25 protein-coding genes are annotated in these 24,623 nt (G+C 37.7%); 15 read left to right on the top strand and 10 right to left on the bottom strand.

Features of this window, described 5'->3' with window-relative positions:
* Positions 1-3 precede the first annotated feature (3 nt).
* Positions 4-765 carry a flagellar motor protein PomA gene (pomA, locus tag R8G33_01530; protein ID MDW3094331.1) on the bottom strand — a complete coding sequence of 254 codons (762 nt, stop codon included), beginning with the start codon at positions 763-765 and terminating at the stop codon, positions 4-6.
* Positions 766-1,034: 269 nt separating this feature from the next.
* Between pomA and R8G33_01525 the strand changes: the two genes are divergently transcribed.
* A complete protein-coding gene (locus tag R8G33_01525; GenBank protein ID MDW3094330.1) occupies positions 1,035-1,436 on the top strand; it encodes a hypothetical protein in 402 nt (133 codons plus the stop codon).
* On the opposite strand, the gene R8G33_01520 is transcribed toward R8G33_01525, so the two are convergent.
* From R8G33_01520 to R8G33_01505, 4 genes are all read right to left on the bottom strand, one after another.
* Positions 1,427-1,705 carry a hypothetical protein gene (locus R8G33_01520; GenBank protein ID MDW3094329.1) on the bottom strand — a complete coding sequence of 93 codons (279 nt, stop codon included), beginning with the start codon at positions 1,703-1,705 and terminating at the stop codon, positions 1,427-1,429. The genes R8G33_01525 and R8G33_01520 overlap by 10 nt on opposite strands.
* Before the next feature lie 218 nt (positions 1,706-1,923).
* Entirely contained in the window at positions 1,924-2,823 is a 900-nt protein-coding gene (locus R8G33_01515) for a hypothetical protein (GenBank protein ID MDW3094328.1), read from the bottom strand.
* Positions 2,820-3,806 (bottom strand): diacylglycerol kinase family protein, encoded by a 987-nt coding sequence (locus tag R8G33_01510; GenBank protein MDW3094327.1) that lies wholly within the window; start codon positions 3,804-3,806, stop codon positions 2,820-2,822. Before R8G33_01510 ends, R8G33_01515 begins: the two co-directional genes overlap by 4 nt.
* Before the next feature lie 8 nt (positions 3,807-3,814).
* Complete coding sequence (locus tag R8G33_01505; GenBank protein MDW3094326.1) at positions 3,815-5,089, bottom strand: CDP-alcohol phosphatidyltransferase family protein; 1,275 nt, start codon at positions 5,087-5,089, stop codon at positions 3,815-3,817.
* An 82-nt stretch (positions 5,090-5,171) separates the two neighbouring features.
* On the opposite strand from R8G33_01505, the gene R8G33_01500 reads away from it, so the two are divergent.
* A complete protein-coding gene (locus R8G33_01500) occupies positions 5,172-6,152 on the top strand; it encodes a metallophosphoesterase (GenBank protein ID MDW3094325.1) in 981 nt (326 codons plus the stop codon).
* On the opposite strand, the gene lptG is transcribed toward R8G33_01500, so the two are convergent.
* Together lptG and lptF are read right to left on the bottom strand one after the other, a co-directional pair.
* The gene (gene lptG, locus R8G33_01495; protein ID MDW3094324.1) at positions 6,130-7,215 is read right to left on the bottom strand and encodes an LPS export ABC transporter permease LptG; all 1,086 of its coding nucleotides are present in this window, start codon (positions 7,213-7,215) and stop codon (positions 6,130-6,132) included. The two genes, R8G33_01500 and lptG, sit on opposite strands and share 23 nt — an antisense overlap.
* Positions 7,216-7,221: 6 nt before the next feature.
* Positions 7,222-8,265: an LPS export ABC transporter permease LptF gene (gene lptF / locus R8G33_01490; protein ID MDW3094323.1), complete on the bottom strand. Its 1,044-nt coding sequence runs from the start codon at positions 8,263-8,265 to the stop codon at positions 7,222-7,224.
* A gap of 127 nt (positions 8,266-8,392) precedes the next feature.
* Here lptF and R8G33_01485 point away from each other — a divergent pair, with 127 nt between their 5' ends.
* A complete protein-coding gene (locus tag R8G33_01485) occupies positions 8,393-9,121 on the top strand; it encodes a phosphocholine cytidylyltransferase family protein (protein MDW3094322.1) in 729 nt (242 codons plus the stop codon).
* 3 nt (positions 9,122-9,124) lie between these two features.
* On the opposite strand, the gene R8G33_01480 is transcribed toward R8G33_01485, so the two are convergent.
* Genes R8G33_01480 through R8G33_01470 form a run of 3 tightly spaced genes read right to left on the bottom strand, consistent with a single transcriptional unit; the run spans position 9,125 to position 11,829 of the window.
* Positions 9,125-9,901, bottom strand: coding sequence for a nucleotidyltransferase family protein (locus R8G33_01480; GenBank protein MDW3094321.1), 777 nt, complete (start codon positions 9,899-9,901; stop codon positions 9,125-9,127).
* Between the two features lie 15 nt (positions 9,902-9,916).
* Positions 9,917-11,059, bottom strand: a complete 1,143-nt coding sequence (locus R8G33_01475; protein ID MDW3094320.1) for a GNAT family N-acetyltransferase — start codon at positions 11,057-11,059, stop codon at positions 9,917-9,919.
* A gap of 38 nt (positions 11,060-11,097) precedes the next feature.
* A complete protein-coding gene (locus R8G33_01470) occupies positions 11,098-11,829 on the bottom strand; it encodes a sterol desaturase family protein (GenBank protein ID MDW3094319.1) in 732 nt (243 codons plus the stop codon).
* Positions 11,830-11,951: 122 nt separating this feature from the next.
* On the opposite strand from R8G33_01470, the gene R8G33_01465 reads away from it, so the two are divergent.
* From R8G33_01465 to R8G33_01410, 12 genes are all read left to right on the top strand, one after another.
* On the top strand, positions 11,952-12,380 hold the full coding sequence (locus R8G33_01465) for an HIT family protein (GenBank protein MDW3094318.1): 429 nt from the start codon (positions 11,952-11,954) through the stop codon (positions 12,378-12,380).
* A gap of 311 nt (positions 12,381-12,691) precedes the next feature.
* Positions 12,692-14,464 carry a fatty acyl-AMP ligase gene (locus tag R8G33_01460; protein ID MDW3094317.1) on the top strand — a complete coding sequence of 591 codons (1,773 nt, stop codon included), beginning with the start codon at positions 12,692-12,694 and terminating at the stop codon, positions 14,462-14,464.
* A 56-nt stretch (positions 14,465-14,520) separates the two neighbouring features.
* Positions 14,521-15,444, top strand: a complete 924-nt coding sequence (locus tag R8G33_01455; protein ID MDW3094316.1) for an NAD(P)H-binding protein — start codon at positions 14,521-14,523, stop codon at positions 15,442-15,444.
* Positions 15,445-15,458: 14 nt separating this feature from the next.
* Complete coding sequence (locus R8G33_01450; protein ID MDW3094315.1) at positions 15,459-15,707, top strand: acyl carrier protein; 249 nt, start codon at positions 15,459-15,461, stop codon at positions 15,705-15,707.
* A 5-nt stretch (positions 15,708-15,712) separates the two neighbouring features.
* Positions 15,713-16,912 (top strand): aminotransferase class I/II-fold pyridoxal phosphate-dependent enzyme, encoded by a 1,200-nt coding sequence (locus tag R8G33_01445; GenBank protein MDW3094314.1) that lies wholly within the window; start codon positions 15,713-15,715, stop codon positions 16,910-16,912.
* A gap of 41 nt (positions 16,913-16,953) precedes the next feature.
* Positions 16,954-18,000, top strand: a complete 1,047-nt coding sequence (locus R8G33_01440; protein MDW3094313.1) for an N-acetylneuraminate synthase family protein — start codon at positions 16,954-16,956, stop codon at positions 17,998-18,000.
* 6 nt (positions 18,001-18,006) lie between these two features.
* On the top strand, positions 18,007-19,161 hold the full coding sequence (neuC, locus tag R8G33_01435) for a UDP-N-acetylglucosamine 2-epimerase (GenBank protein MDW3094312.1): 1,155 nt from the start codon (positions 18,007-18,009) through the stop codon (positions 19,159-19,161).
* A gap of 18 nt (positions 19,162-19,179) precedes the next feature.
* Complete coding sequence (locus R8G33_01430) at positions 19,180-20,229, top strand: phospholipase D-like domain-containing protein (GenBank protein MDW3094311.1); 1,050 nt, start codon at positions 19,180-19,182, stop codon at positions 20,227-20,229.
* A gap of 4 nt (positions 20,230-20,233) precedes the next feature.
* Positions 20,234-21,610, top strand: coding sequence for a hypothetical protein (locus tag R8G33_01425; protein ID MDW3094310.1), 1,377 nt, complete (start codon positions 20,234-20,236; stop codon positions 21,608-21,610).
* A 4-nt stretch (positions 21,611-21,614) separates the two neighbouring features.
* Positions 21,615-22,397: a methyltransferase domain-containing protein gene (locus R8G33_01420; GenBank protein MDW3094309.1), complete on the top strand. Its 783-nt coding sequence runs from the start codon at positions 21,615-21,617 to the stop codon at positions 22,395-22,397.
* Positions 22,398-22,416: 19 nt separating this feature from the next.
* A complete protein-coding gene (locus R8G33_01415; protein MDW3094308.1) occupies positions 22,417-23,136 on the top strand; it encodes an acylneuraminate cytidylyltransferase family protein in 720 nt (239 codons plus the stop codon).
* On the top strand, positions 23,133-24,491 hold the full coding sequence (locus R8G33_01410; GenBank protein MDW3094307.1) for a hypothetical protein: 1,359 nt from the start codon (positions 23,133-23,135) through the stop codon (positions 24,489-24,491). Before R8G33_01415 ends, R8G33_01410 begins: the two co-directional genes overlap by 4 nt.
* The last annotated feature ends 132 nt before the right edge of the window (positions 24,492-24,623 follow it).

Here is a 24,623-nt window from a genome sequence, read left to right as displayed (position 1 = left end):
GAGTTACTCATTTTTCTCAGTAATGCGTTTGCCTTCTGGCAAAAATGTCAGCAATATTTGTTCAACAACCTTTGGATTGATACCGGCTTGAATAGATGATATTGATTCCAATATCAAACTTTTATTCAACTTCTCTTCAACACTGATCTTCTTTAACTTATCCGCTATCGGCAAGGCTACTGCATTCGCAATAATTGCTCCATATAATGTAGTTAACAGCGCAACAGCCATTGCCGGACCAATCGCTTTAGGATCATCCATCGCTGAAAGCATTTGCACTAGACCAATCAATGTTCCAATCATTCCCATTGCGGGAGCTGCATCCCCAATTGCTTTAAACATGGTGATACCAGTATTGTGACGATCTAAGGTTAAATTAATATCTTTACTCAACATCTTTTGAACCACTTCAGGCGCATGACCATCAATACATAAATTAATACCACGCTCTAAAAATGGATGACCGATCTCTCGACCTTCAAGCGCAAGAATACCCTCTTTTCTTGCCACATTAGCAAGCTCTACTGCTTCCTCAATTAATTGATGCGGATTAACACTTTTATGGATAATAGATTTAAGACCCACTTTAAATGAACCAAAAAATTGTCCCAATGAAATTCTTGCCAATGTTGCAGCAAAAGTTCCACCGATAACTACAACCAAGGAAGGCATGTTGATAAATGTACCAAAATCACCTCCTAAAAGAATTGCAATACTGATTACAATTAGCGCGCCTATCAGACCAATCAGAGTCGCTAAATCCATTATTGTTTACCCTCCTAGATGAATATTGATATGACAGTTATTGACTGACATAGAAATACATGAATGCGCTAGCATTCTTAATTAATTAGCTATAGGGTTTTATCGGCAAGACTTTTAAAATCTGTATAGAAAAATATATGGTAGATAATTACCGATGAAGCCGCATATTGAGTATGCATAATGACAATCTCAGAGATAATCCTAGAAAATTGATCATTTATTCTTTATCGACCAAGATAGCAATAATTCAAGATTGAGCTTAAATTATAATGAAAAGTAAAATTGGGGAAATTCACAATTTGTATGCGTTTTTCAATCTATCGCATCCAGAATTAATCCGCGCATACCAAAATCACATTACGAATCAAGATATTGTAGCGGCCAAACTTGTTGCATCAAGCCATGTCAATAATGCTTCTACAAAAATTACTACCATAGATAATATAGACTACATTTTTCCTCTAGATCTAACTTCCAGAAATCATCAAAGTAAAGGCAACTGGATATGGGTTACTCAAATAGATATTTTATTTCCAGAAAAATTATTAATATCAGTTCCTATCAATGCGCAGATATTCGATATCCCCTACTCTCACAATAAAGTATGTGCGCATTGGCTAGTTAGAAATGTGGCATCAGAGATCAAAGAAATATTGAACAGTCACTTATAGTTATTTTGTACATTATTATATCGAAGGGTACTATCCATTAAACTCTCCTCAGCAATAATCTGTAACTCGGATTCGAGAATATATAGAGCCCAGCCTGGACAAGGACGCGCACTAACCAAATCAGGTGATGCGCTCCAAGACTGCACTGTTCTAGTAGACAATGGATCGCCAGTTACTCGAGCCAACAAAATTGCTATATGACGTGAAGTTTTACCATGAGCAAGCATCAATTTTTTCAATCTCACTTTATTACGTTCGATTTCATTCATGATCTTAAATTGAAAAATATTGTTACATTTCGCTCATAACTCAATGTTATTGCAAACATTAATTAATAACCTAAGTATAGTTATCATAGCCTTAGTTACTACCAGCCAGTGGACTAAGGTTAGATCTAGCGACTTTTTAAGTCGCTAGATTGCTATGGGACAATTATTACAAAATATAATATTTATACAATATAATTTTTATTTTTGCGCACAATGTGCTAACGAATTTTGCCTTGCTTATAGAGTTTAAAAAGCAGTGGCCAACCATATAACAACGGATATTTACGAAGCCTTTCACTCACAATCACTTCTTCCCCCGTATGTCTTTCAATTTTCCAAGCAATATAATCAACACCATTAACAAAAGTTGTCGTTGCTTTCATTAAACGCAGTATCGATAAAAATTTCCCTAAGATTTTTCTTAATTTCCATTTCAAAGAGGCAAATAACTTAGCTTTACCTACCAAGGAATCTAGCTGATTCTTAGGAAATATGTTAAATGTAAGGCCATCATAAAAAGCACGTTGCGAATGATAAATAAGACTAGCCCTCTGCATCTTTTCAGCCCTCAATTCAGCACCATAAGTCAGCTGTAATCCTTTAACCCATAACTTTTCACTAGAAATTTCTCCTTCAACAACATTAATAATTGAATGTATAAATGTCGAAGCAGCGATACATTGAACCTCTACCAACCATTTTTTTACTTGCTCATGATCAACATAAATTAATGCCAATGGTTGTGTAAAACGCGCCCAAAAATAAGGGTGAAATGATTTAACACCAGACGATAAAGCTGATTTACTTACCACAGCATATTTAGCACGGTAGATACGCCCATCTATTTGCACTTGTTGGTAGAAAACATTTGGTGCCAGTAGTGTATTCGCTATTGAATACCAGCGATTAGAATATGCCTGACTGTAGTCTTCAACAATGACATAAAAATCCAGCATGGCATTGTCGTATTCATGAGTACGCATACATGAACCGTAAAAAACAATGCTTAGCAATGAGTCTTGAAATTTAGATTTTAACTCTTCAACAAACTTATCCAGCACTGCGTCTTGTTGATACTGCAAATTTGAAAACACATGCTGGTATAAAGCATCATTCATATGGTTAGAAATTTAATATCACCTGCAGATTGTAGAATCACTTTAGTCGATATACCTTGTTCACCAAACAGCTCGCCATCCAAAGTAAATCCATCTTGAATATTCAATATGGTTTTTTGCGGACAGAAGCTATGATAGAAGTCAGCATGTTTCTCTACACACGGATCTACACCTCGGAGTATTTTAGTTAATGCTTTAGTAGCTTTCGGAGCATTCTTTTTTATTAATGTAAGCGAAATATTGTTATTTGATCGCCCACTCCCCCAAAAAGGGAATACACCCATCAATAATCGATTTAATGTAGTCGCTGTAATAATATTAAAATCGCCTTTTATCATAGAATTTTCATCAGTCTGAATGACTGCATAAGACGATGTTGTGAGTTTATTTACAGTAATCCAATCAAAAATATAACGAATCATCGCCATTGAAGGCCCCAGCTCACCACGTAAACCTTTGGTATGTATGTTTTGCCGACAGTACAGTATGCCATTATAAATTGCACCGGCACCAAAAAACATGCCACATACGTCAATGTCTTTCTCTGGTAATGTCATTTGCAGAACCGGCCTAAAAGTTTCTTTTAATACTTTTTTATCACCTTTTACATAATTGATAATTTTGTCAATCACTTGCTTCAACTTACCCTTACACCCTACATCACCAAATGCCATGCTCGTTGTTCCAGCTTTTAACAATACTAGACTAGGCTGGTATGCATGATGCATCTTTATCTTTAGATAAGTAAGCACCTGCAATAAGGTACCATCACCGCCATTGACGATAATTATTTTAATTTTATGTTGCTTGCAAGCATCTAGCGCGTCTAAAAGATTATTTTCATGGTTTGTAACAATATGCTCAATAGTAGGATATTGTTCTAACACTTTTGTAAATAACTCAAACCCTCCACGTTTATTTCTACCACTACGTGGATTACTGATAGCAACAATATCAGCAGTCTCTATAGTATTGGCATACATGATATAAGCTATTTTGTCGCATTCAGTAAAGGTGCAATTGTTTTTTGCGCAGGATAGCCAGTAAACATTCTAACCGCTAATGAAGCGTCGCTTTTATCAGGGTTGATATTTTCCACCCACGACTCAAGTGGCCCATTGAAAATTCTCTCTAAACATGCCATTAAAAAACGAATAGCTAACACTAGCGTTGATATCACTGACCACGCGACCACCCACATAAAACCTAGCTCCGGATCGGCAATTAGTACAGCTACAGTCAACATAATAATGCATGGATTTCGACGCGCCGTTATTAAGCGATGGAATGAATCAATCGGCTTCCAGCAGAAGATGCTAATGTCATTAAACAGTAACTGAAATAAGCCTTCAAAAACTCTACCACCGACATACGCAGCTAGCATCAACCATACCCAGTCTAAGACTGTCAAAGATATACCCATAAAAGTAATTTGACTCACACCTAAACCAGTCGCCCAACACCAATACCAGATTGGTGGATGAATAATATCAAGGCCATGATCCATAACATGACCAATCTTGCTAGATTGAAGTGTTACACGTGCTAATTTTCCATCCACAGTATCTAAGAATGTCATCACCCAGGCGGCCAATAGACCCAGCACCAATTCACCATAAAAAAATGCAATGCCTGCAATTATTGTTAAGATCCAGCCAAATCCCGTCACCATATTAGGAGTAATTTTAGCTGATACACACTTTCGAACTACTCCTCGAGCTGGCAATGGCCACCACCATTTAGTAACCAAATCGGTAATTCCCTTATATGATTTATCGTACAAATAGTTTTCAATAACTGTTTTATCACGATTATTAATATGTACCACATGTGCCAGATCATATTTGCGCAATCGTGGATCATAGCCGCCAGTCAGCTGTTGCGGTGAAAAGGCATTTAGTGATTTTAACCCAGAATCAGATGATTCATTAGCAAGCAGCTTAACAGCATCTAGTACATTTTGATTGCTACACCACACTGCTGTTGGAAGATTTTCATTGCAGGATGATGTAAGTATTGCCTTACTGTGACCAACCAATTTTTGTATTACATTCGCTTCGTAAAGATAATCAGCGCGTAATATTAAGATATTTTGTCCTGATTGCACTTCACTGACGTCTAAAATTTCATTGAAATTGCCTGCTTTAGCCAATACTTTACGAATACGCTCAACTTGGGGCACACCCCACAATGCAACATCGCATGTATTTATAATGTGATAATCCATAATTGTATATAATGCCGGATCGCTTGAATTAATACCCATTATGCTTTCAACCAATTAAAATAATGAAGAAATTATTTCAAATAGCTCACAATTTTCAACAAACAGTATTGTATTAAATTTAATGAATGAAAGCAGTCAAACAGGCGGGCATGCTAATGAGTCTTTCCGATTTGTGCAACTTTCTGATTTGCATTTATCTTCCATTGATAAGCCAAATCCATTTAACTTACTCAACAAACGCAGCTTAGGTTATTTGTCGTGGCTACGTAAGCGGCGCTACACACATCAACGCTGGATCTTAGATCTTGCTATAGAGGAAATTCGTGAGCTCAATGTTGATCATTATGCAATCACTGGTGATTTAACTCATATTGGATTAAAAGATGAATTTGAACAAGCTCATCAATGGCTAAATAGTGTTGCCCCCTCTGACAAAATTACAGTCATCCCCGGCAATCATGACTTATATGTTAATGAACAATGGGATCGTAGTTTTGCTCTATGGGAAAACTACATGCTGGGTGACGACCAAAAAAAAGATGAATTATCTAAAAAAGCATTAACACAGCTAAATCAGCTATACCCAATTGTACGCATTCGCAAACAGATTGCCTTTATTGGTTTATCCAGTGTCTTTGATGCTCCATGGTTTCGCGCCACTGGTAAAATTAATACTCTACAATTAAATCGTTTAGAAACATTACTTAGAAGTAAATCATTAGCCAATTATTGCAAAGTAGTTCTTATTCACCATCCCTTAACGATAACACATACACCTGAGCGCAAATGTCTACTCAATCGAGACAAATTAACCAGCTTATTACAACAATACCCCGTTGAACTAGTGTTACATGGACATGGGCATAACAGCTGTTACGACTCGATTAAACACACAGATAACACTGAAACACCTATTATTGGCATGTCTTCGTCGTCTAGTATTAATCAAATAAAAAATTACCAAGCGGAATTTATATTATTTGATATCAAAAAAACTTCACTCGGTTGGCACATTAACAAGCAGAGTTATACATTCAATGAAAGTTTAAAAAAATTTATCGCCACTACCCAACAGGAATTCAAGCAGCCGAGAGCTTGCTAGGCAAGCGTATTTTAATAAAAATTAGTATCACTAACACTATCATGCTTGGCGCAGAAGCTATTAGTATTGGAGACCACTGCTGAAGTGATCCGGTATACGCTATTAGCTGAGAAATCACATAGAAAGTGACGCCTGCAAGCACGCCAAAAGTAATTCTCTTGCCGGTAGATATAGAACGCTGGGAACCAAATACAAAAGGCATTCCCAGTAAAATCATAATTGCCGCAGATATAGGAATCATGATTTTTTGCCAAAATAACAGTTCATACCGATACGACTGTTCTCCACGCTGCTTCAAACCTTGTACAAATTGATATAAATCTGTGACAGATAAAGCCTCAGGTTTTGATACAATAATTCCTAACTGAGCTGCAGTCAAAAAGGAATTCCAATTCATTGCGTCTAAATGATTTACCTGCAAACGGCCTTCAACCAGATGCTTAACTTTTACACCCTGCAAAACCCATTTAGTCTCCTCTTCCAAGTAAACTTTATCTGCATGCAGATAGCGTAATAATTCGTGCTGATCATTAAACTCAAAAATTTCCACATTTGTAGGAATACGTCCATTCTCAACTGCTTTCACATGAATAAATCGATGTTTACTTTGCGCCCAATAACCTGCCTCACTGACAAAATCACCAGCACCTTCTATAGCCAAAGTTTTTTCTACATTAGCTCGCTGTAGTGTTGCAGGAATAACAAATTGAGCATTAATCAAGACTAAAGTCATCAAGATTAATGCAGCAAACAACACAGAGTTAGTTACACTACGATGAGAAACCCCCACACTTTCAATTGCCACTAGCTCTTGATTCCCTGCTAAAGAGCCCAACGCTAGTATTGAGCCCACCAAACTAATAAAAGCAGCAAAATCCAATAATAATTTAGGAGTCTGCAACAATACATACTTAACCGCTATCACCCAGTTATAACTACCATTGCCTACCTGATCCAACTCTTCTATTAGAAGAATAATGGAAAAAAGTGACACCATAATCAACGCCAACAACACAAACCCACGTATTACACTTAAACCTATATAGCGTTGCAGAATAAACATAGCGAATTACGAGTAGCGTTTACCTAAAATAATAGTAAACATAATAAGAATTGCAACAACACTCCACATCCCTGGAATCACACTTAGAGCACCTTGCTCGATCCATGTTTTCATTACCAGACTGCAAGCATGCATCACAAAGAAGAATAATATACCAACAATTAATTTCCCGTAACGTCCCTGTCTAGGTGATGTCTTTGCTAATAATATGGCGATAATAGCTAAAAAAAATGCCTTAAAAGCAGAAGTTATTCTCCACTGAAATTCCGCCACTTCATTTCGATCTGATGAACTTGATAAATAATAGGTAGATGCTGCTTTTCTTTTAAAAGATTGCGGCACTATTTCTTTTGACTCTGGAAATACTGTAAACCTCTTAAAGCTAACCAAAATATCTGCACTATGTTGCTGCAATCGGTGAGCAGTTCCATCCAAAAATACCATTGATGGAGACTGATTCTTTTCCGCTTTTAACTGATACCCTTTATCCGCATAAACAATTTGCACAGAATTTTCTTCCGGCTGATAAACAAAAAGATCATTTTTTATGTCATTATCAATACTCCTAACAAAATACACTTGCCCAGTGTCTTTATTCTCATAAAAGTAGCCTTCTTCAAGATAATCAAAATCATATGTTTGTTGCGCTTGGTATTTAGCGCTATAACGCAAATCATAAGCCCAAGGACGCACAAAAATCGCTACCACAGCCGTTAGTAATGTAATACTTATAATCAATGGCAGCAGGATTTTAATCAATCCAAACACACTCATTCCAGATGCATGCAAAGCACTGATTTCGTGTTCAGAATAAAGTTTGCCAAGACCCATTAATAATGTAATGTAAAGCGCCAATGGCAAGAACAACTCAAATGCAGCAATTGTCTTAGATACGATTAATACCACTAATAAATTAGAAGGGATTAAATTACTTTCTGCATCAGCTAACAATGCTAATGCGCTATAACTGACCATTAATAAAAGCAAAACTGCACAGATTAATGCAAATGGTCTTAGTATTTCCCTAGATATGTACGCGCTTATAATCAAGTTGCTTTAATCCGTGATTGGATTGGTATCACCCTGTATTTAAGTATAGTGTATAGTTACGCCCGATTCGTCTAGCGCTAATTTTGTTACCGCTAGACTTTAACACCAACAATTTTATCAAAATCACATGAAAGCCATTATATTATGTGCGGGACAAGGACGCCGTTTACTGCCCTACACCGAATCATCACCCAAGTGCTTATTATCACTCAATAACAAATATTTTATTGAATGGCAGATAGATGCACTACAGGAAGTTGGAGTAGAGCAAATAGTAGCGGTAGTTGGGTACGCCGCACAGCGGATCGAATCTATTCTTAGCAAACGATACGGAGACAAAGTAAGTTTTGTTTACAATCCATTTTATGAAATTGCTGACAATCTAGCCAGCTGCTGGATGGCACGCGACCATTTCATAGATGAATTTATGATTCTTAATGGCGATACTTTATTCGAACCCGCAGTAATTTCCAAATTATTAAGTACAAACGATTTCCCCATCACATTAGCCACTGATAAGAAAGAAAATTATGATGATGACGACATGAAAGTAATTACTGAGGGCCCCCAACTAATCTCTGTAGGAAAAAAATTATCCCTGGATGATGTGAACGGCGAATCTATTGGCGCTATGCATTTTTCTCCTAAAGGCGCAATGCTATTTAAAAACACTATAGAGAAATTAATGTTTTCACCTGAATCTCTACAGAAGTGGTATTTATCCATTATCGATCAATTAGCATCAGAAAAACACGTAGGCATATGTTCCATTCACGGACTTGAGTGGACTGAAGTTGATTTCATTCAAGATCTTGAACGAGCTCAGCAGCTCGCTGAAAAATGGACGAAAAGATAGCTACTATTGTAAATAACTAGATAGCACTTCATAGTCATGAGCAGAATCAACATCAATGGCTAATTCTGGGACAGAGAAATTTTCAATAACAAGTTTAGCTCCAACTTTGCGCGATAATTTATTTGCTGCTTGCGGCAAACTTAATCGACCAAGTTTGTAACTCAAAATACTCAACCAATCTATCTTTCGAATCAGCTCAATGGGATTCTTGCGGCTTTCTTCGACCTGTTGCCAATACTCAATAGCATTTATACCCTGTGGGTTTAGCACTGCAAACAAATTAGCAAAACACACTGCCTGATCATTGAATTGATACTTAGTTTTTTTAAGCGCTGATATTCTTTCTCTTATCAACTGATAATCGATTGCACCAACAACAAAATCAGCGTCAACATTAATAACACGCTGGCAATAATTATCTATCATAGACGAATTAAGCAACGGCAAATCACACGTGACTACCAACGTTGGGTACTTCGCACTAGAAATAACACCACGCATCGCACTTGCACTAGGACCTTTGGCTGGCTCAATAACTTTCACATTATATTTCTTAAGCATTTCAACAATACAAGGATTCTTATCCAAACATTTTTGATCTGGGCCAACAGTAAAGATATTATTTATACAACTAGATTGGTATAACGCAACAATGACTCGTTCAATAAGTGTTTTACTTTGCAGAGTAGCCGCTGCTTTTCCATAGACATTAGCAACATTTGCCACTGGATCTCCAGGACCACGATCTCCAGCCAATACAACTGCATTCCAAATTTTCATTCTACAATATTAACTTTATGACTGGGATAACAATCGTTTTTCAAAAATACGGTAAGTTTTATAGCGACTTGCACCTAGGCTTTCTAATATTTTATTTAATCGCTTATTGTCTTCAAGCACCCATGACATCTCGTGCTCAGTAACACCTGTTTCATAAGCGACCTCTTTGATTTTACTTATCAACATAAATGCTAAAGCTGAGCCAACTAACTGATTTTGATATTCTTGCTTAATACCCAATAATGCCACGCGACCCGTAGTTGGGGGAGAAAATTTGAGCCGCCATAGAAATTTAAACACTCCCGAAAATAGCAATTTTCCATTCAAGTCTTTTATTATCTGATTAAAATTAGGTAACCCCGCAATCATGCCTACAGGCTCTCCATCTAACTCAGCAATTTTGAAATGACTGGCTGGAATTAGCCGCAGCATTTCTTTTCCCAAGTGTATAAATTCATTTGCCGTAAAAGGAATAAACCCCCAATTATTCGCCCATGAATCATTAAACACCTCCATCAAGATATTAATATCACGATCAACTTGCTTTTTATTCACATCACGCATCACTATCCTATCTTGGTAACGCTCAACTAAACGCTCCATCGCGGGAGGGTCAGTGAATTCAGACTGATTATGCCAAGCGTATAGATCTTTTGCTTTGCGATATTCATGATTCATCAACAATTCTTGGTAATAAGGTTTAGCGTGACCCATCATGATATACGGTGGAGTATCAAATCCTTCTATCAACAAACCACATTCTTGATTAATAGACAGGCTAAATGGACCTCTAATTAATGCACATTGATGCGCTGCAATCCATCGCTCTGCTTCTGCGAAAAGTTCTCCCGCTATAGAGGTATCATCAATACACTCAAACATACCAAAATAACCGACTGACTCATGATCATTAATGGATTTCATTTGATCAATCTGAGCACTTATACGACCGACAGCTGAAGAGCCATGATAAGCAATCCAAAATCGAGCTTGCGCATGTTCAAAGTAAGGATGCTTTGGTGAAAGCAAGTCAAGGCGTTCCTTTATTAAAGGCGGCACCCAATTGGGGTCATCTTTGTAAATGTCCCAGGGGACTATAATAAACTTTTTGATAGATGCACGATCTGTGACATCAAATGAACGTAGTGTTAATGACACTAATACAACCTAATAAAAACTATCAACGAGGCCAAAGGTTATTCTTCAGCGGGTCTTGTTAACTCAGCTACCCATGGATATTTTTCGGCTTGCAGCTCATCATAACCAAGGTTAAAAACGGTTGGACTTTTTTCCCATTTATCATCTTTATCGTAATAAGTCCCAAATAACTTATCCCAAAAGTAATTAGTTATTCCGTAGTTCCCATGTTCATTTCGATAATGATGCAATAAATGAAACCTCTTAATGGTTCTAAAAAATTTAATACTTGGTGTGTAATGTAGATGTTGTATGCAATGACAAAATTCATAAAACATAGTAACGATTACACCAGCAGCAATAGCAACTGATGCTCCAACCCATCCATCAATAAGCCATCCAATAGGCATTGTACAAATCGCTACCGTAGGCAATGTTGTATGTAATGCTCCGAACAATACTCGCAAGTCATTAGGATCAGTATGATGATCAAAGTGAATACGCTTCCACATTTTTGCAAAGTTGGGAGATCTATACAAATAACGACTATGCAGTACATAACGATGCAGCAAATACCAAATAAGCGGATAAATAAATGCCACAATTACAGCAATTACAATATGCACAAATGACCATAATCCCTGCAAAGAAATAGCTATTGCGGCGGCTAGCGCAATCATGAAATAAACCTGTATTGCTGGGTACTGTATATATGCTTTTACTAATTCTGGGAACGTCATATCTTCGAGATGATACTTTTTACTTGCCCAGAACATACCTGTTGAATTCATTCACTTACCTAATCATTGGGTTCATAATCTTGCTAATCATAATTATAATCATCATCCCTTGAGTAAACCATCTGAGCTAGATACTTGACCTATACCACTCGACCAACACTCCAATAACAAATATGAATGACACACTAATCAAATTCGGTTTTCCCGACTCATTAATCATGTCATATGAGTACTGGAGTGTACTTTTACGTCCTGAACAAGTGACATTAGGCTCACTAATACTAGCCAACCATAGTAATGCGCACGCCTTTAGTGATCTTTCTAGCGCCTCTATGAGCGAGTTATCAATTGTTACGAAAGACATTGAGACAGCATTAAGTAATTGTTTTCATTATGATAAAATCAATTACTTAATGCTAATGATGATTGATCCACATGTTCATTTTCATGTGATTCCACGTTATAGTACGGACAAAATCTTCGAATCCATTACTATAGTGGACAAATTTTGGCCAGGGCCGCCAGATCTGAGCAGTAAAGTTCCCATGGATTCATCTCACAAACAGGCATTACTAGCACTGATCAAGTCACAATGGGGTTAATGACTATTTTTATGGTGTTCAACCATTAATACGTTTAGCACTACTGTTAATACATGAGCACTGAAATTTTTAGGAACAATTACGTTGTAATTACTGTCAGATAATACCGAATAATAAGATAAAAACTTGAAACTCAGCACAAAATACTTTAAAAGTTATGGTTTTAGAGTGAGTTCGTATCACTCAGTCTTGAAAATTTAAATAAATAAGTAACTTTGCTTATAGCATTATATAATAATAATAAATTCGTTGGCACATAACAAAAACATAAGTAATTGATAATATTGTAATTTTAGGAATTAAACTACAACATGACTGTAAGTGCCACTCCAACCAAAAATAATATTCCACTTAGACCCGCTGACTTTAGCAACCTTGCTGAAACGCTAGATTATGCAGCTGAAGGCATCACAGGCTCCAATTTTTACGGAAGCCGAGCTCAACTTCTAGAATCAGTTCCATATGCCCAATTAGCACGAGAAGCAAAAGACTTAGCTAGAAAGCTAATTGCCATGGAATTCAAACAAGGTGACCGTGTGGTCATTGTGGCTGAAACCCATCCAAATTTTTTGCGTGGTTTCTTTGCCTGCCAATATGCTGGCCTTATTCCTGCCCCTGTGCCTGTTCCAATTCAACTGGGTAGCCGCGCGGGCTATGTGCGAAAAACGCGTGATTTACTAATAAGTGCTCATGCTACCGCTGTATTCGCTCCAGAATCAGTGTTACCACTGGTCAATGAAGCGTGTAAAGACATCGATATGAAATTTGTTGGAGACATTGAGAGCTTCTCTGACCATCCAGTAGACCCCAAGATTAAGTTATATGACGCAAAACCAGGTGATACTGCGTATATCCAGTTCACTTCAGGAAGTACCAAATTCCCCAGAGGCGTGGTTATAGAGCAAAAAGCGGTACTAAGTAACTTAGCCAGAATTATTTCTGATGGCATTAAGATCAATGCAGATGACCGCGCCATTTCATGGCTACCGTTTTATCATGATATGGGCTTAGTTGGACTAGTATTATCACCAATTGCCTCTCAGACTTCTGTTGATTACCTTGATACGCGCGATTTCGCTATGCGTCCTAGAAGATGGTTAGAAATAATGTCTATGAACAAGGCAACGATCACTTTTAGCCCACCATTTGGCTATGAATTAGTAGAAAGACGCTTACGCGAAAGTAAAAGTCTCGAATATGATCTAAGTCATTGGAGAATTGCTGGTATTGGTGCAGAAACCATACGCCCTGAGCCCCTAGAAAGATTCTCTAAATTACTCAGCAAATGCGGATTTAATGAAACTGCTTTTCTACCCTGCTACGGTATGGCCGAGTGTTCTCTTGCGATCAGTTTTGCAGCACTAGATAAGCCTATTACTGTTGAAACTGTTGATGGAGAACAACTAGCAGAAAACAAAATAGCGGTTCCATTTAACGTTAACGAATCTGAACATAGAAAAGCTAGTTTCGTGGATTGCGGCTCATCTCTACCAGACCACTCTATTGAAATACGAGACCAGCATGGCAACAGCCTACCCGAACGCCAAATTGGGGTGATATATGTGCAAGGTCCGAGTGTCATGTCACATTACTTCGATAATAGTGAAGAAACAGAAAACTCCTTGCGTGATGGCTGGTTAAATACAGGCGATATTGGCTTTTTAGTCGACGGGAGAATTTTTATTACTGGCCGCGAAAAAGACTTAATTATTATTAATGGCCGTAATATTTGGCCTCAAGATATTGAGCACTTAGCCGAACAGCAGCCTGAAATTCGCACAGGTGATGCGTTAGCTTTCTCTGCTCCTGGATTTAATAGTGAAGCAACTGTTGTATTAGTAATGCAATGCCGTGAACGCAATGAAGAAAACCGAATGGATATTATTAAACGCGTGGAAACAGCAGTACTTGATGAAATAGGTGTACGCTGTTTTATCAAATTAGTCCCTCCACATACATTACCAAGAACTTCCTCTGGAAAATTATCGAGATCAGCTGCTAGACGCGACTATATGGAGCAAAATAGTCTTCCTGAGGCATTTATCTCTGACACACACAGCACACAAGTAAACACTGCTGGCTGATGATATACAGGGCATGACAACATGCCGCTAGATTCAGAACTCTCTACGTTATACATATGCCTCTCGCTAAAGTAGTTGCCCTTACCGGCAGCACAGGTTTTATTGGTTCAAATATTCTCAAATCACTACTCGCCAATAATATTCGGATAAAAATTTTGGTGAGAAACCCCAATAAGATCAGCATTAAGCATCCAAACATTGAAATCATCCCAGGTGATTTACATAGTCGCTCCTCATTATTGAATCTCACATCGAATGTAGATGCAATTATTCACTGTGCGGGCAGAGTCAAGGGTGCCACGGCGTCTGACTTTGCAAATGACAATATTCAAGGGACAAAAAATATTCTATTTGCAACTGTAAAGAATAATATAACTAGGTTTATACTTATTTCATCATTGTCAGCACGTGAACCTACTATCTCAGACTATGCCCATAGCAAATACGCAAGTGAAGCTGCATTAATGCAAAGTCAACTAAAACAATGGACAATTATTCGCCCACCCGCGATGTATGGACCGGGTGACACTGAGCTAAAACCAGTATTTGACTGGATGAAACGTGGGATACTCTGGGTTCCTGGATCACTAAATCAACAATTTTCGCTTTTACATGTTGCAGATTTAAGCCAACTGATCATTGATCAGCTGAGCTCATCAAATCAATACGGAAAAACACTAGAGCCTGATGACGGAAATCGATATAACTGGCAAAAAATCCAGCAAATAAGCTCAGTTTTCTTTAATAAAAATATCATCATATTGCGCTTACCAAGCTTTCTCCTATCGCTTGTAGCACATTTGAATGTGCTATTATCTAAACCTCTTAATTACTCGCCCATGTTGACGCCTGGCAAAGTAAGAGAGTTACTACATGATGATTGGGTATCCCAAGATGCTTCTTCAATTGCAAACTGGAGGCCCAAAGTTGATTTAAAAATAGGGCTTGGCACTTTATACTCTAGCGATGAAGTTAATTAGACATATGCATATTCATGGCTGACGATTCAACCGCTATACAAAGCGATGTAATTAAACTGTTGGGTAAATTTGTAAAGCAAGACATTGAAATTACAGAATCCCAACATCTCATGAGAGATCTAGAATTAGACTCTGTCATGGTGATGGAGCTAATGATGGAGTTAGAAGATTATTTTGATATTTCTATCCCACTTAATTCGCTGCCGGATGTGAATACTGTATCTGACTTAGCTGCTGAAATATCAAAACTAAAGAGCACTTAATACTAATGAGCCTGCTAGACCGACTTCAACAATTCACTCAACAACATGCCACTATGGATGATGACAGAATGGCTCCTCTTGGCGCAGTCATCGAACATTTATACTCTGCCACTGAAGGCAGCGTAAAAGGCAGAAGAACCATTTTAGTCGGTACTAATAATTATCTTGGCCTGACATTTGATAATCAATGTATTAATGCCAATCATCAAGCAACCAGAACTTACGGAACAGGCACTACCGGCTCACGTCTAGCTAATGGCTCTTATGCGGGACATCAAGATCTCGAAAATGAGTTAGCAGATTTTTATGGTGTATCAAACTCAATTGTATTCTCAACTGGCTACACTGCCAACTTAGGCATGATTTCAGCCTTAGTTAGCAAAGGCGATACGATCATGATAGATGAACACTGTCATGCATCTATTTACGATGGCTGTAATTTAAGTGGTGCTGATATTATTCACTTCAGACATAATAATGCAGAAGACTTAGATAAGCGCTTGCGTAGACTTGGTGACAAAGCATCAACCACCTTAATAATAATCGAAGGCATCTATAGTATGCTTGGTGATCGTGGTAATTTAAAAGAAATCGTCGCCGTTAAACAAAAATATGATGCTTTACTATTGGTAGACGAAGCACATTCATTAGGCGTGCTAGGAGAAAGTGGACGCGGCCTTTCACAAGAGTTAGAAGTAGAGGAGCACGTAGACTTTATTACCGGCACATTCAGCAAAAGTTTAGCTGGTATAGGTGGTTACTGCGTAAGCCAGCATTCTGAATTAGAAGTAATAAGATATACAAGTCGCCCTTATATTTTCACTGCATCTCCCTCACCTGGTACTATTGCATCAACAAGGGCCGCTCTTGAAATAATTCGCAACAACCCAGGTTTGCGCAAACAATTGTGGGAGAATGCAAATAGACTATATGACGGCTTAAAAGTGATGGGCTACGATCTAAGCCCAGAAGTCAGTCCAGTCATAGCTGTCAATGTTGGCGAACGTGAGAACGCCTTAGCCATGTGGAAGAAATTATTTGATCGCGGTATCTATGTGAATTTAGTCATGCCACCAGCCACACCAAATAGCAAATGCTTACTACGCTGTAGTGTCAGTGCAGCACATACTCGCGCGCAACTTGATGTTGTTCTTGATGCATTTGCAAGTTTCCAAGTTCCTGCACTGAAAGAGCAATTAGCTTAAGGACCTGCAAGTCTATTCACAATAGGCAGTAAAAGGTACTCATGACTGTGAAAACTCAAACTTGGTTAGACAATCCTGTTAATAATGGCTCATGTGCCATTATCGCTGAAGTTGCACAAAATCATGACGGTAGCTTAGGCATGGCGCATGCGCATATTGATGCTGCCGCTAATGCAGGCGCTGATGCAATTAAGTTCCAAACTCACATAGCAGAAGAAGAAAGCACGCTTGCAGAACCCTGGCGCACCAAGTTTAGCCAACAAGATGACACGCGCATGGACTATTGGCGACGCATGGAATTTACTCCTTCACAATGGCAAGAACTTAAACGTCATGCCGACCAGATAGGCTTACATTTTTTAAGTTCTCCATTTTCAATTAAAGCTGTAGAGCTTTTAGAAAACTTAGGAATAGGTGCATGGAAAATTGCATCTGGTGAAATCACGAATACACCTCTATTCGATTGCATTCTTGCAACTCAAAAGCCAGTGATTTTATCTACCGGTTTAAGCGCTAGCGCTGAAATTACTGAAGCAGTGGCATATATCCAGAAAGCCAATAGTCCATTGGCACTACTTCAATGTACATCTCAATACCCTTGCAGTCCTGAAAGACTTGGACTAAATGTAATAAATCAATTTAGAGATGATTATAATTGTGCAGTTGGTTTATCTGATCATTCTGGAACTATTTACTCTGGTCTTGCGGCTGCAGCACAAAATATTCAAGTACTAGAAGTACATATAACACTAAGTAGAGAGATGTTCGGCCCCGATGTGGTTGCTTCGATTACGACCCAAGAACTAAAAACTTTAGTTGAAGGCATTCGTTATATCGAAAAAACTATTAATCACCCAGTCGACAAGTCTTCTCCTGATGCAGAAGCAGAGCCTTTACGCAAAATTTTCATGAAGAGTCTATATGCAACGACACCAATCAAAAAAGGCCAAGTTGTTAGCGCTGATATGATTACAACTAAGAAGCCTGGTACCGGTATCCCGGCCAATAAAATCAATCAGGTACTTGGCAAAAAAACACGTATTGATATCGAAGCAAACTCGATGATTCAATTAGAGAATTTGGAGTAGCAAAAAGTGCGCAAAGTATGTGTCGTTATTACTGCTAGACCCAGTTACGCTAGAATTCGCTCTCTACTTCACGCTATCTGTGAACACAAAGAATTAGAATTACAATTAGTAGTCGCGGCATCTGCACTACTCGACCGTTATGGCAGTGCTGACAAAGTTATAGAAAGTGAAGGTTTTACTATTGATCGACGTGTCTATATGATTCTCGAGGGAGAAAACCCAGTAACTTCAGCAAAGTCTACTGGACTTGGCGTGACAGAACTTGCCACCGTATTTGATAACCTTCAACCTGATTTTGTTGTCACAATTGCAGATCGCTTTGAAACCATGGCAACGGCCATTGCAGCAAGCTATATGCATATCCCCTTGGTGCATGTGCAAGGTGGCGAAGTAACTGGCTCAATAGATGAAAAAGTCAGGCACTCTATTACTAAGCTTGCCGATATTCACTGTGTTTCAGGTGAACAAGCTGCTCAACGCGTAATTAAAATGGGTGAAAATCCTCAGCAAGTGTATATAACTGGATGCCCCTCTATCGACTTAGCTATGCAGGCCTGTGAAAATCAAGCTGATAATGTAGGCCGTATTGCTAAACAACTAGGTGGCGTTGGCGCTAATGTAGACTTAAATAAACCATTCATTATAGTCATGCAACACCCGGTGACAACAGAGTATAAACAAGCGCGACTTCATATAGAACAAACACTTCAGGCAATTGAGCAATGTCAAATTCCAACACTTTGGTTTTGGCCAAATGTTGATGCTGGCTCTGACGGCACATCCAAAGGCATTCGCGCATTCAGAGAGAACAATGAAACAAATCACATTCACTTTGTTAAAAATCTCCCACCAGAAAATTTTATTCAACTACTAAACCGTAGCGAATGCATTGTGGGAAATTCAAGTGTAGGGATTCGAGAAAGCACTTTTATAGGCGCTCCTTCAGTGAACATTGGTAGCCGCCAAAATGGTAGAGATCGCGGAGAGAATGTTATCGATGTGACATACAATAGTGAAGAAATTAAAAACGCACTACTTAAACAAGTCAAACATGGGAAGTACTCCTCTAATCCACTGTATGGAAACGGCAAAGCAGGTATACGTATTGCCGAAACAATAGCTAATGCCGGTAACAACACTGAAAAAACACTGCGATATTAATATTCGCGTGTCTGCACCGTGACAAACTTACCTACGACTTACTTTGGCGGTCCTGATAAAAGCAAAAATTTGCTGCGTGATATTTTAATTGAGCATATAAACGCAGTTCCTGCTAATGGCAATATCAACTGGCTATGCTACTACTTAAATGATCCTATTATATTGCAAGCCTTAATTGATGCATCCACACGAGGTGTAAATGTAGAATTAACTTTAGACGGGAGACCACGCTCTCCCAGTATTAATCTCATGTGTATTAACAAGATTTCACAACTTAATAACTCATCAATTAAAATTAACGTCGTAAAAATTAGACCCTTATGGGAATATATAGGAATACACTGGCATGCACATCTTCATAGCAAACTATATTACTTTTCCCACCCTGCTCCACGAGTACTATTAGGTTCTTACAACCCGACCGCTGGAGTAGTGCATCTTAGTGAAGATTCGATTAATAAAATTGGTGATCACTCAATCAGTCACAATGTATTAGTAACAGTCAATGATCAAGAAACTGTAAAATACCTGAAAAATTACATTTCAAATATACAAAATTTTTGGCGAAGAATGTTTGCACGTGTTTCATCAACACACAATATCTCTTATCGATCGAAAAACTGGACAATTGACTTTCTTCCTAGACTGCATACTCACCCTATCAACATATTACTATCGAGAAAAGATAATAATGCAATTGTTAAATGTGCTATCTCTCACCTTAAGGGGCCAGGCATCTTAAGGCCAATAAAAATCGCTATGAGAGCTGGAAAGAAAATAGAATTAATTTTAGAATCAAGTCAGCGTAGAGTGCCTAATAAGCAATTGGCTTTTCTGGAAAAGCATAAAATAAAATATTATCAACCAAAATTAGAGAATAACTGTTTAATGCATAACAAGTTCATCTTATATAAATCTGATCAAGAACACTGCGTGATGTTCGGCAGTTTTAATTGGTCTTCCAGATCTTTCATGTTGAATCATGAAGTCGTCGCTTGCTGTTATGATAAAAAAATAATCGATGCATTTGAAACAAGATGGGATCAACTAACTAATAAAATTATTTAAATCAGTGTCTAGCACTCAACCATTATTAATCCCTATTGAAAATCAAGTGCGCGAGCTGGATCCCAAGCTACTACTGGCAGTATGTGCAGCTAAAGAAGGTATTAAAAGCTATATTGGTTATCGAACAGAGATGGACATCATGATTACCAAATTTCCACGCAGTATCTATCTAGCTAAAAGCTTTACTCAACGTAGTGACAAAATGTTTCGCATCTTATCTAAGCTAGGTCACACAATTTGTGCGTGGGACGAAGAAGCATTAGTTCATTATCCAGCTGATATCTATTTCAAACGCAGACTTTCACCTATTGCAGCTTCTTATATCTCATATTTATTCGCATGGGGACAAGAAAATGAAGATTTATTCAGATCATACCCTTCACTTCCACAAACATTACCTATATACAAAGTTGGTAACCCCCGCTTAGACATGCTTCGCAAAGAATTTGCATACTATTATGAAGATGAAATAACCGATATTATTAAAAATCATGGGAAGTTTATTTTACTCAATACCAACTTTGGAAATGTTAATGCACATTTACCAATACATAATTTATTTACTACCAAAGATGAAAATGGCAACTACAAAGACATGGGTCGAGGTGCTACCGGAATGGGACGACAGTTTTCTGAAGGACGCGCTAAATTCAAGCAATCAATTTACGAAAATTTTATATCATTAATTCCTTATCTTGCTGATAAATTCAAAGATATAAAATTTATTATCCGCCCTCATCCTGTAGAAAATAAAGATATATATTATAGCGTTGCCGCACAACATAATAATGTTGAAGTAGTGCAAAAAGGTAACGTTATCCCTTGGATTAGGTCTGCAACTGCAGTTATCCACAGCGGATGTACCACTGGCATTGAAGCATACCTCTCTAACAAACCGGCTATAGCTTATGTGCCGACAGTAGATCTACGATACGGTTATGACGCAATTATACCGGATCAACTCAGTCATCAATGCTCAGATCATTCTGAAGTGGCCAAAATGTTAGATAAATACTTGAATGATATTACACCTACATTAGATTCATCAATACTTAATAAATATATTGAGTTTGATAAAGACAAACTAAGTTGTTCTAGTATTATTGATATTATCAAGCAAATTCTCAACACACCAAAATCTGAGAACTCTCTGGCCGACAAAATGCATGGAAAGCTACTAGCATCTAAACGTAGGACAATAAAACGCATCAAAGGTATATTCAAAAGTTCTAAATACCATCATTCTTTTCAACAAGTGCGATTTCCAACATTGGAGCAAAAGGAGTTACAAACCAAAATCGATCGATTTGCTCAAATTATCAACACAGACAAACCAGTAGAGATTAAACAGGTATCCCCACATATTTTTCTAGTACAATAAGCATATGAGTTACTCAAATGACCAACTAGACAAGCACACCCAAGTCCTTGCGGAAAAGGTCTTTTTAACCGATCGCTTACCACATTTTAATTTATTATTACGCGAAATAAAAAAACTTTCTCAGCAAGCGGCACCTGAGACTACTGTTGTTTCATTAGAGCGTGGACTGTTATATGGTGGACTCAGTTTGGTCGGCCCATATTTCCATCGACAAGAATTCATCTCCATCGATTGCAGCCCTAATAGCGCGGATAATCGCGGTGCTTATAATAAAGATAAAGTAGTAGACGAGAATTTTCTACGCGTCCCTATCACAAAGCGTGCACCTATCGAGAATACAGGCCTAGCCGAGAATACTGCTGATTTAGTATTAGTACCAAACTTAGTTCATCACATAGCTGACCAACATACTTTATTTTGTGAAATGGCTAGAATCACCAAACCCCATGGGAAAGTATTTGTGTTTGAACCCACGTTAAGAGAGCTACATCAAATTCCCGATGATTATCTGCGTTATACACCCTATGGAATGTATGAAATTATGCGTTCAGTCGGGCTTCATCCAGTAGACACACATCTTGATGGCGGTCCATTCAGCGCTATTGGTTATTGCTGGCTTCAAGCCTTGGAATACATGCCACCTGATGAAAGAGAAAAAACTGAAGAATGGTTTTATACTGAACATTGGCCTCAACTAAAAGAATGGGAAGAAAAATTCAAAGACAATTTAGTGCGCGAACATACTAAATTTCCAGTCGGTTTTTCAATTCTCGCTGAAAAACGCTAGTCACTAGTCGCACTTAATCATGTCATTCAAGAAAAAAAATATTCTTGCTGTCATACCAGCACGTGGTGGCAGTAAAGGCATACCTCGAAAAAATCTACGTCATATTCATGGTAAATCTTTAATTTCACATGCTTCAGATTGCGTCAACCAGCTAAACTGGATAGATGCAGTAATCCTCAGCTCTGATGATGATGAAATTTGCGAACATGCAAAAGAATTAAATATAGACGTACCATTTACTCGCCCTGAAGAATTATCTACCGATGATGCAAAGTCGATTGATGTATGGAGACACGCCTGGTTATATTGCGAAGATTATTATAGTAAAAGCTTCGATATTTCTGTGTTGTTAGAACCAACCAGCCCGATGAGAACACCAGAAGATATTACCAACGCTGTTACATTACTGATAGAACAAAACTCTTTCAGCGTTGCAAGCGTCAGCAAAACACCAGGACACTATACCCCACACAAAACTTTACAATTATCTGATTCAGGTTTTATTAACTCATACTTAGAAGGTGGAATTAAATACTCTATCCGCCAACAAATCCCTGATTTTTTTCATCGTAATGGCATCTGTTATGCAACAACACGAAACAGTTTAATAGACAACTATAATTTAATGGAGAAGCAATGCATCCCTCTTGTAATTGAACGCCCTGTGGTAAATATCGATGAAGAAATTGATTTAAAGCTCGCAGAAGTACTTCTTAATGAGCTATATAATAAGCTATGAGTACGTTTAATACTTTACTCATTCCTGTCGAGAGCCAGGTGCGCGAACTAGATGGAAAAATACTACTTGCTTGTGCAGCGGCGGAAAAAGGTTTCAACACCATTATTGGCTCACGAGCTTATATTCATCACCATTCATCAAAAGTACGTAATGCAGTCTACCTAGCTAAGAGTATGCGTAGATTCAGCAACAGAATGTTTAAAATCATGAATGGCTTAGGTCATAGAATTGCTGCATGGGACGAAGAAGGTTTAGTAAGACTGCCTGATGAACAATACTATATGCATAGATTATCGCCAACCGCATTCGGATATATAGATCATTTATTCGCTTGGGGTAATAGCGATGCCAATGTGTTTAAAAATTACTCTGCTTATAGTAATCAGCCAGTACATATTACAGGTAACCCAAGAATAGATATATTAAGACCAGAGCTACGCAGCTATTTTAATCCTGAAACAAATAAAATTATTGAGGAACACGGCAACTATATTCTCATCAATACCAATTTTGGCCAGGTCAATCACTTTATCCCTAGCGTTGGCAATGATGAAGCTAATAGAGATAAGAACTTCAGTGAAAATTCTAATGATGATTATATCGCTAATCGCTTTAAACATAAGCAAATACTCTTCAATGAATTTAAAAATGTTATACCTTTACTAGCAAAAATATTTCCTTCAATAAATATAATCGTCCGGCCTCACCCTTCAGAAAATGTAGCAAACTGGCAACATCTTTTTTCTGAGCATACAAATATTAAAGTAACCAATAATGGAAATGTGATCCCTTGGATAATGGGATCAAAGATCTTAATCTCCAATGGCTGCACTACTTCAATTGAAGCTACTTTATTAAATAAGCCCACACTTGGTTACTACCCTATAACTAATGATCAAATTGATGACAAATTACCCAAAGTCTTATGTGATATTGCTAGCAGTAATCAAAGTTTGATAGAAAATGTCGAAACAATACTCTCAACAGACAATAAGAATAGTAATAAATACCATTTACTTTCGAATCATATCAACAGTCTAGAGGGCGATTTTGCAACAGACAAAATAATTAGCACATTATCTAAAAATTATATTGAAACATCATATAGTCAACGCGGCATACTGGCTAGATCTCCAAGTATAGTACATAATAACGCGCGCACATTAGTAAAAATAATTAGAAGCAAAAAATCATCTAATCGAAATAGCGCTGCTTATCATAAACATCGGTTCCCACCTATTAGTATTGATTATTTACATCAACGGATTTCTCGTTTCCAAGACCTTACTGGGCGCTTCTCTGATATTAATGTATCCCAGATATCAGATGATATATTCAAACTACACTGCAAATAATTAGTACTTTTAAGATTTAGCATGATAAATCATAGGAAGAAATAAGCACTGAGTTCCATTGTAGAATTGACCAAGCGCCTGACGTATATAACCCTGATTTCTGGTATCATTCCTTCACAATTTTATATCAAT

This window comes from Gammaproteobacteria bacterium, assembly GCA_033344735.1.
Taxonomy (GTDB): domain Bacteria; phylum Pseudomonadota; class Gammaproteobacteria; order UBA4575; family UBA4575; genus UBA1858.
This window is presented reverse-complemented; position numbering and strand designations above follow the sequence as displayed.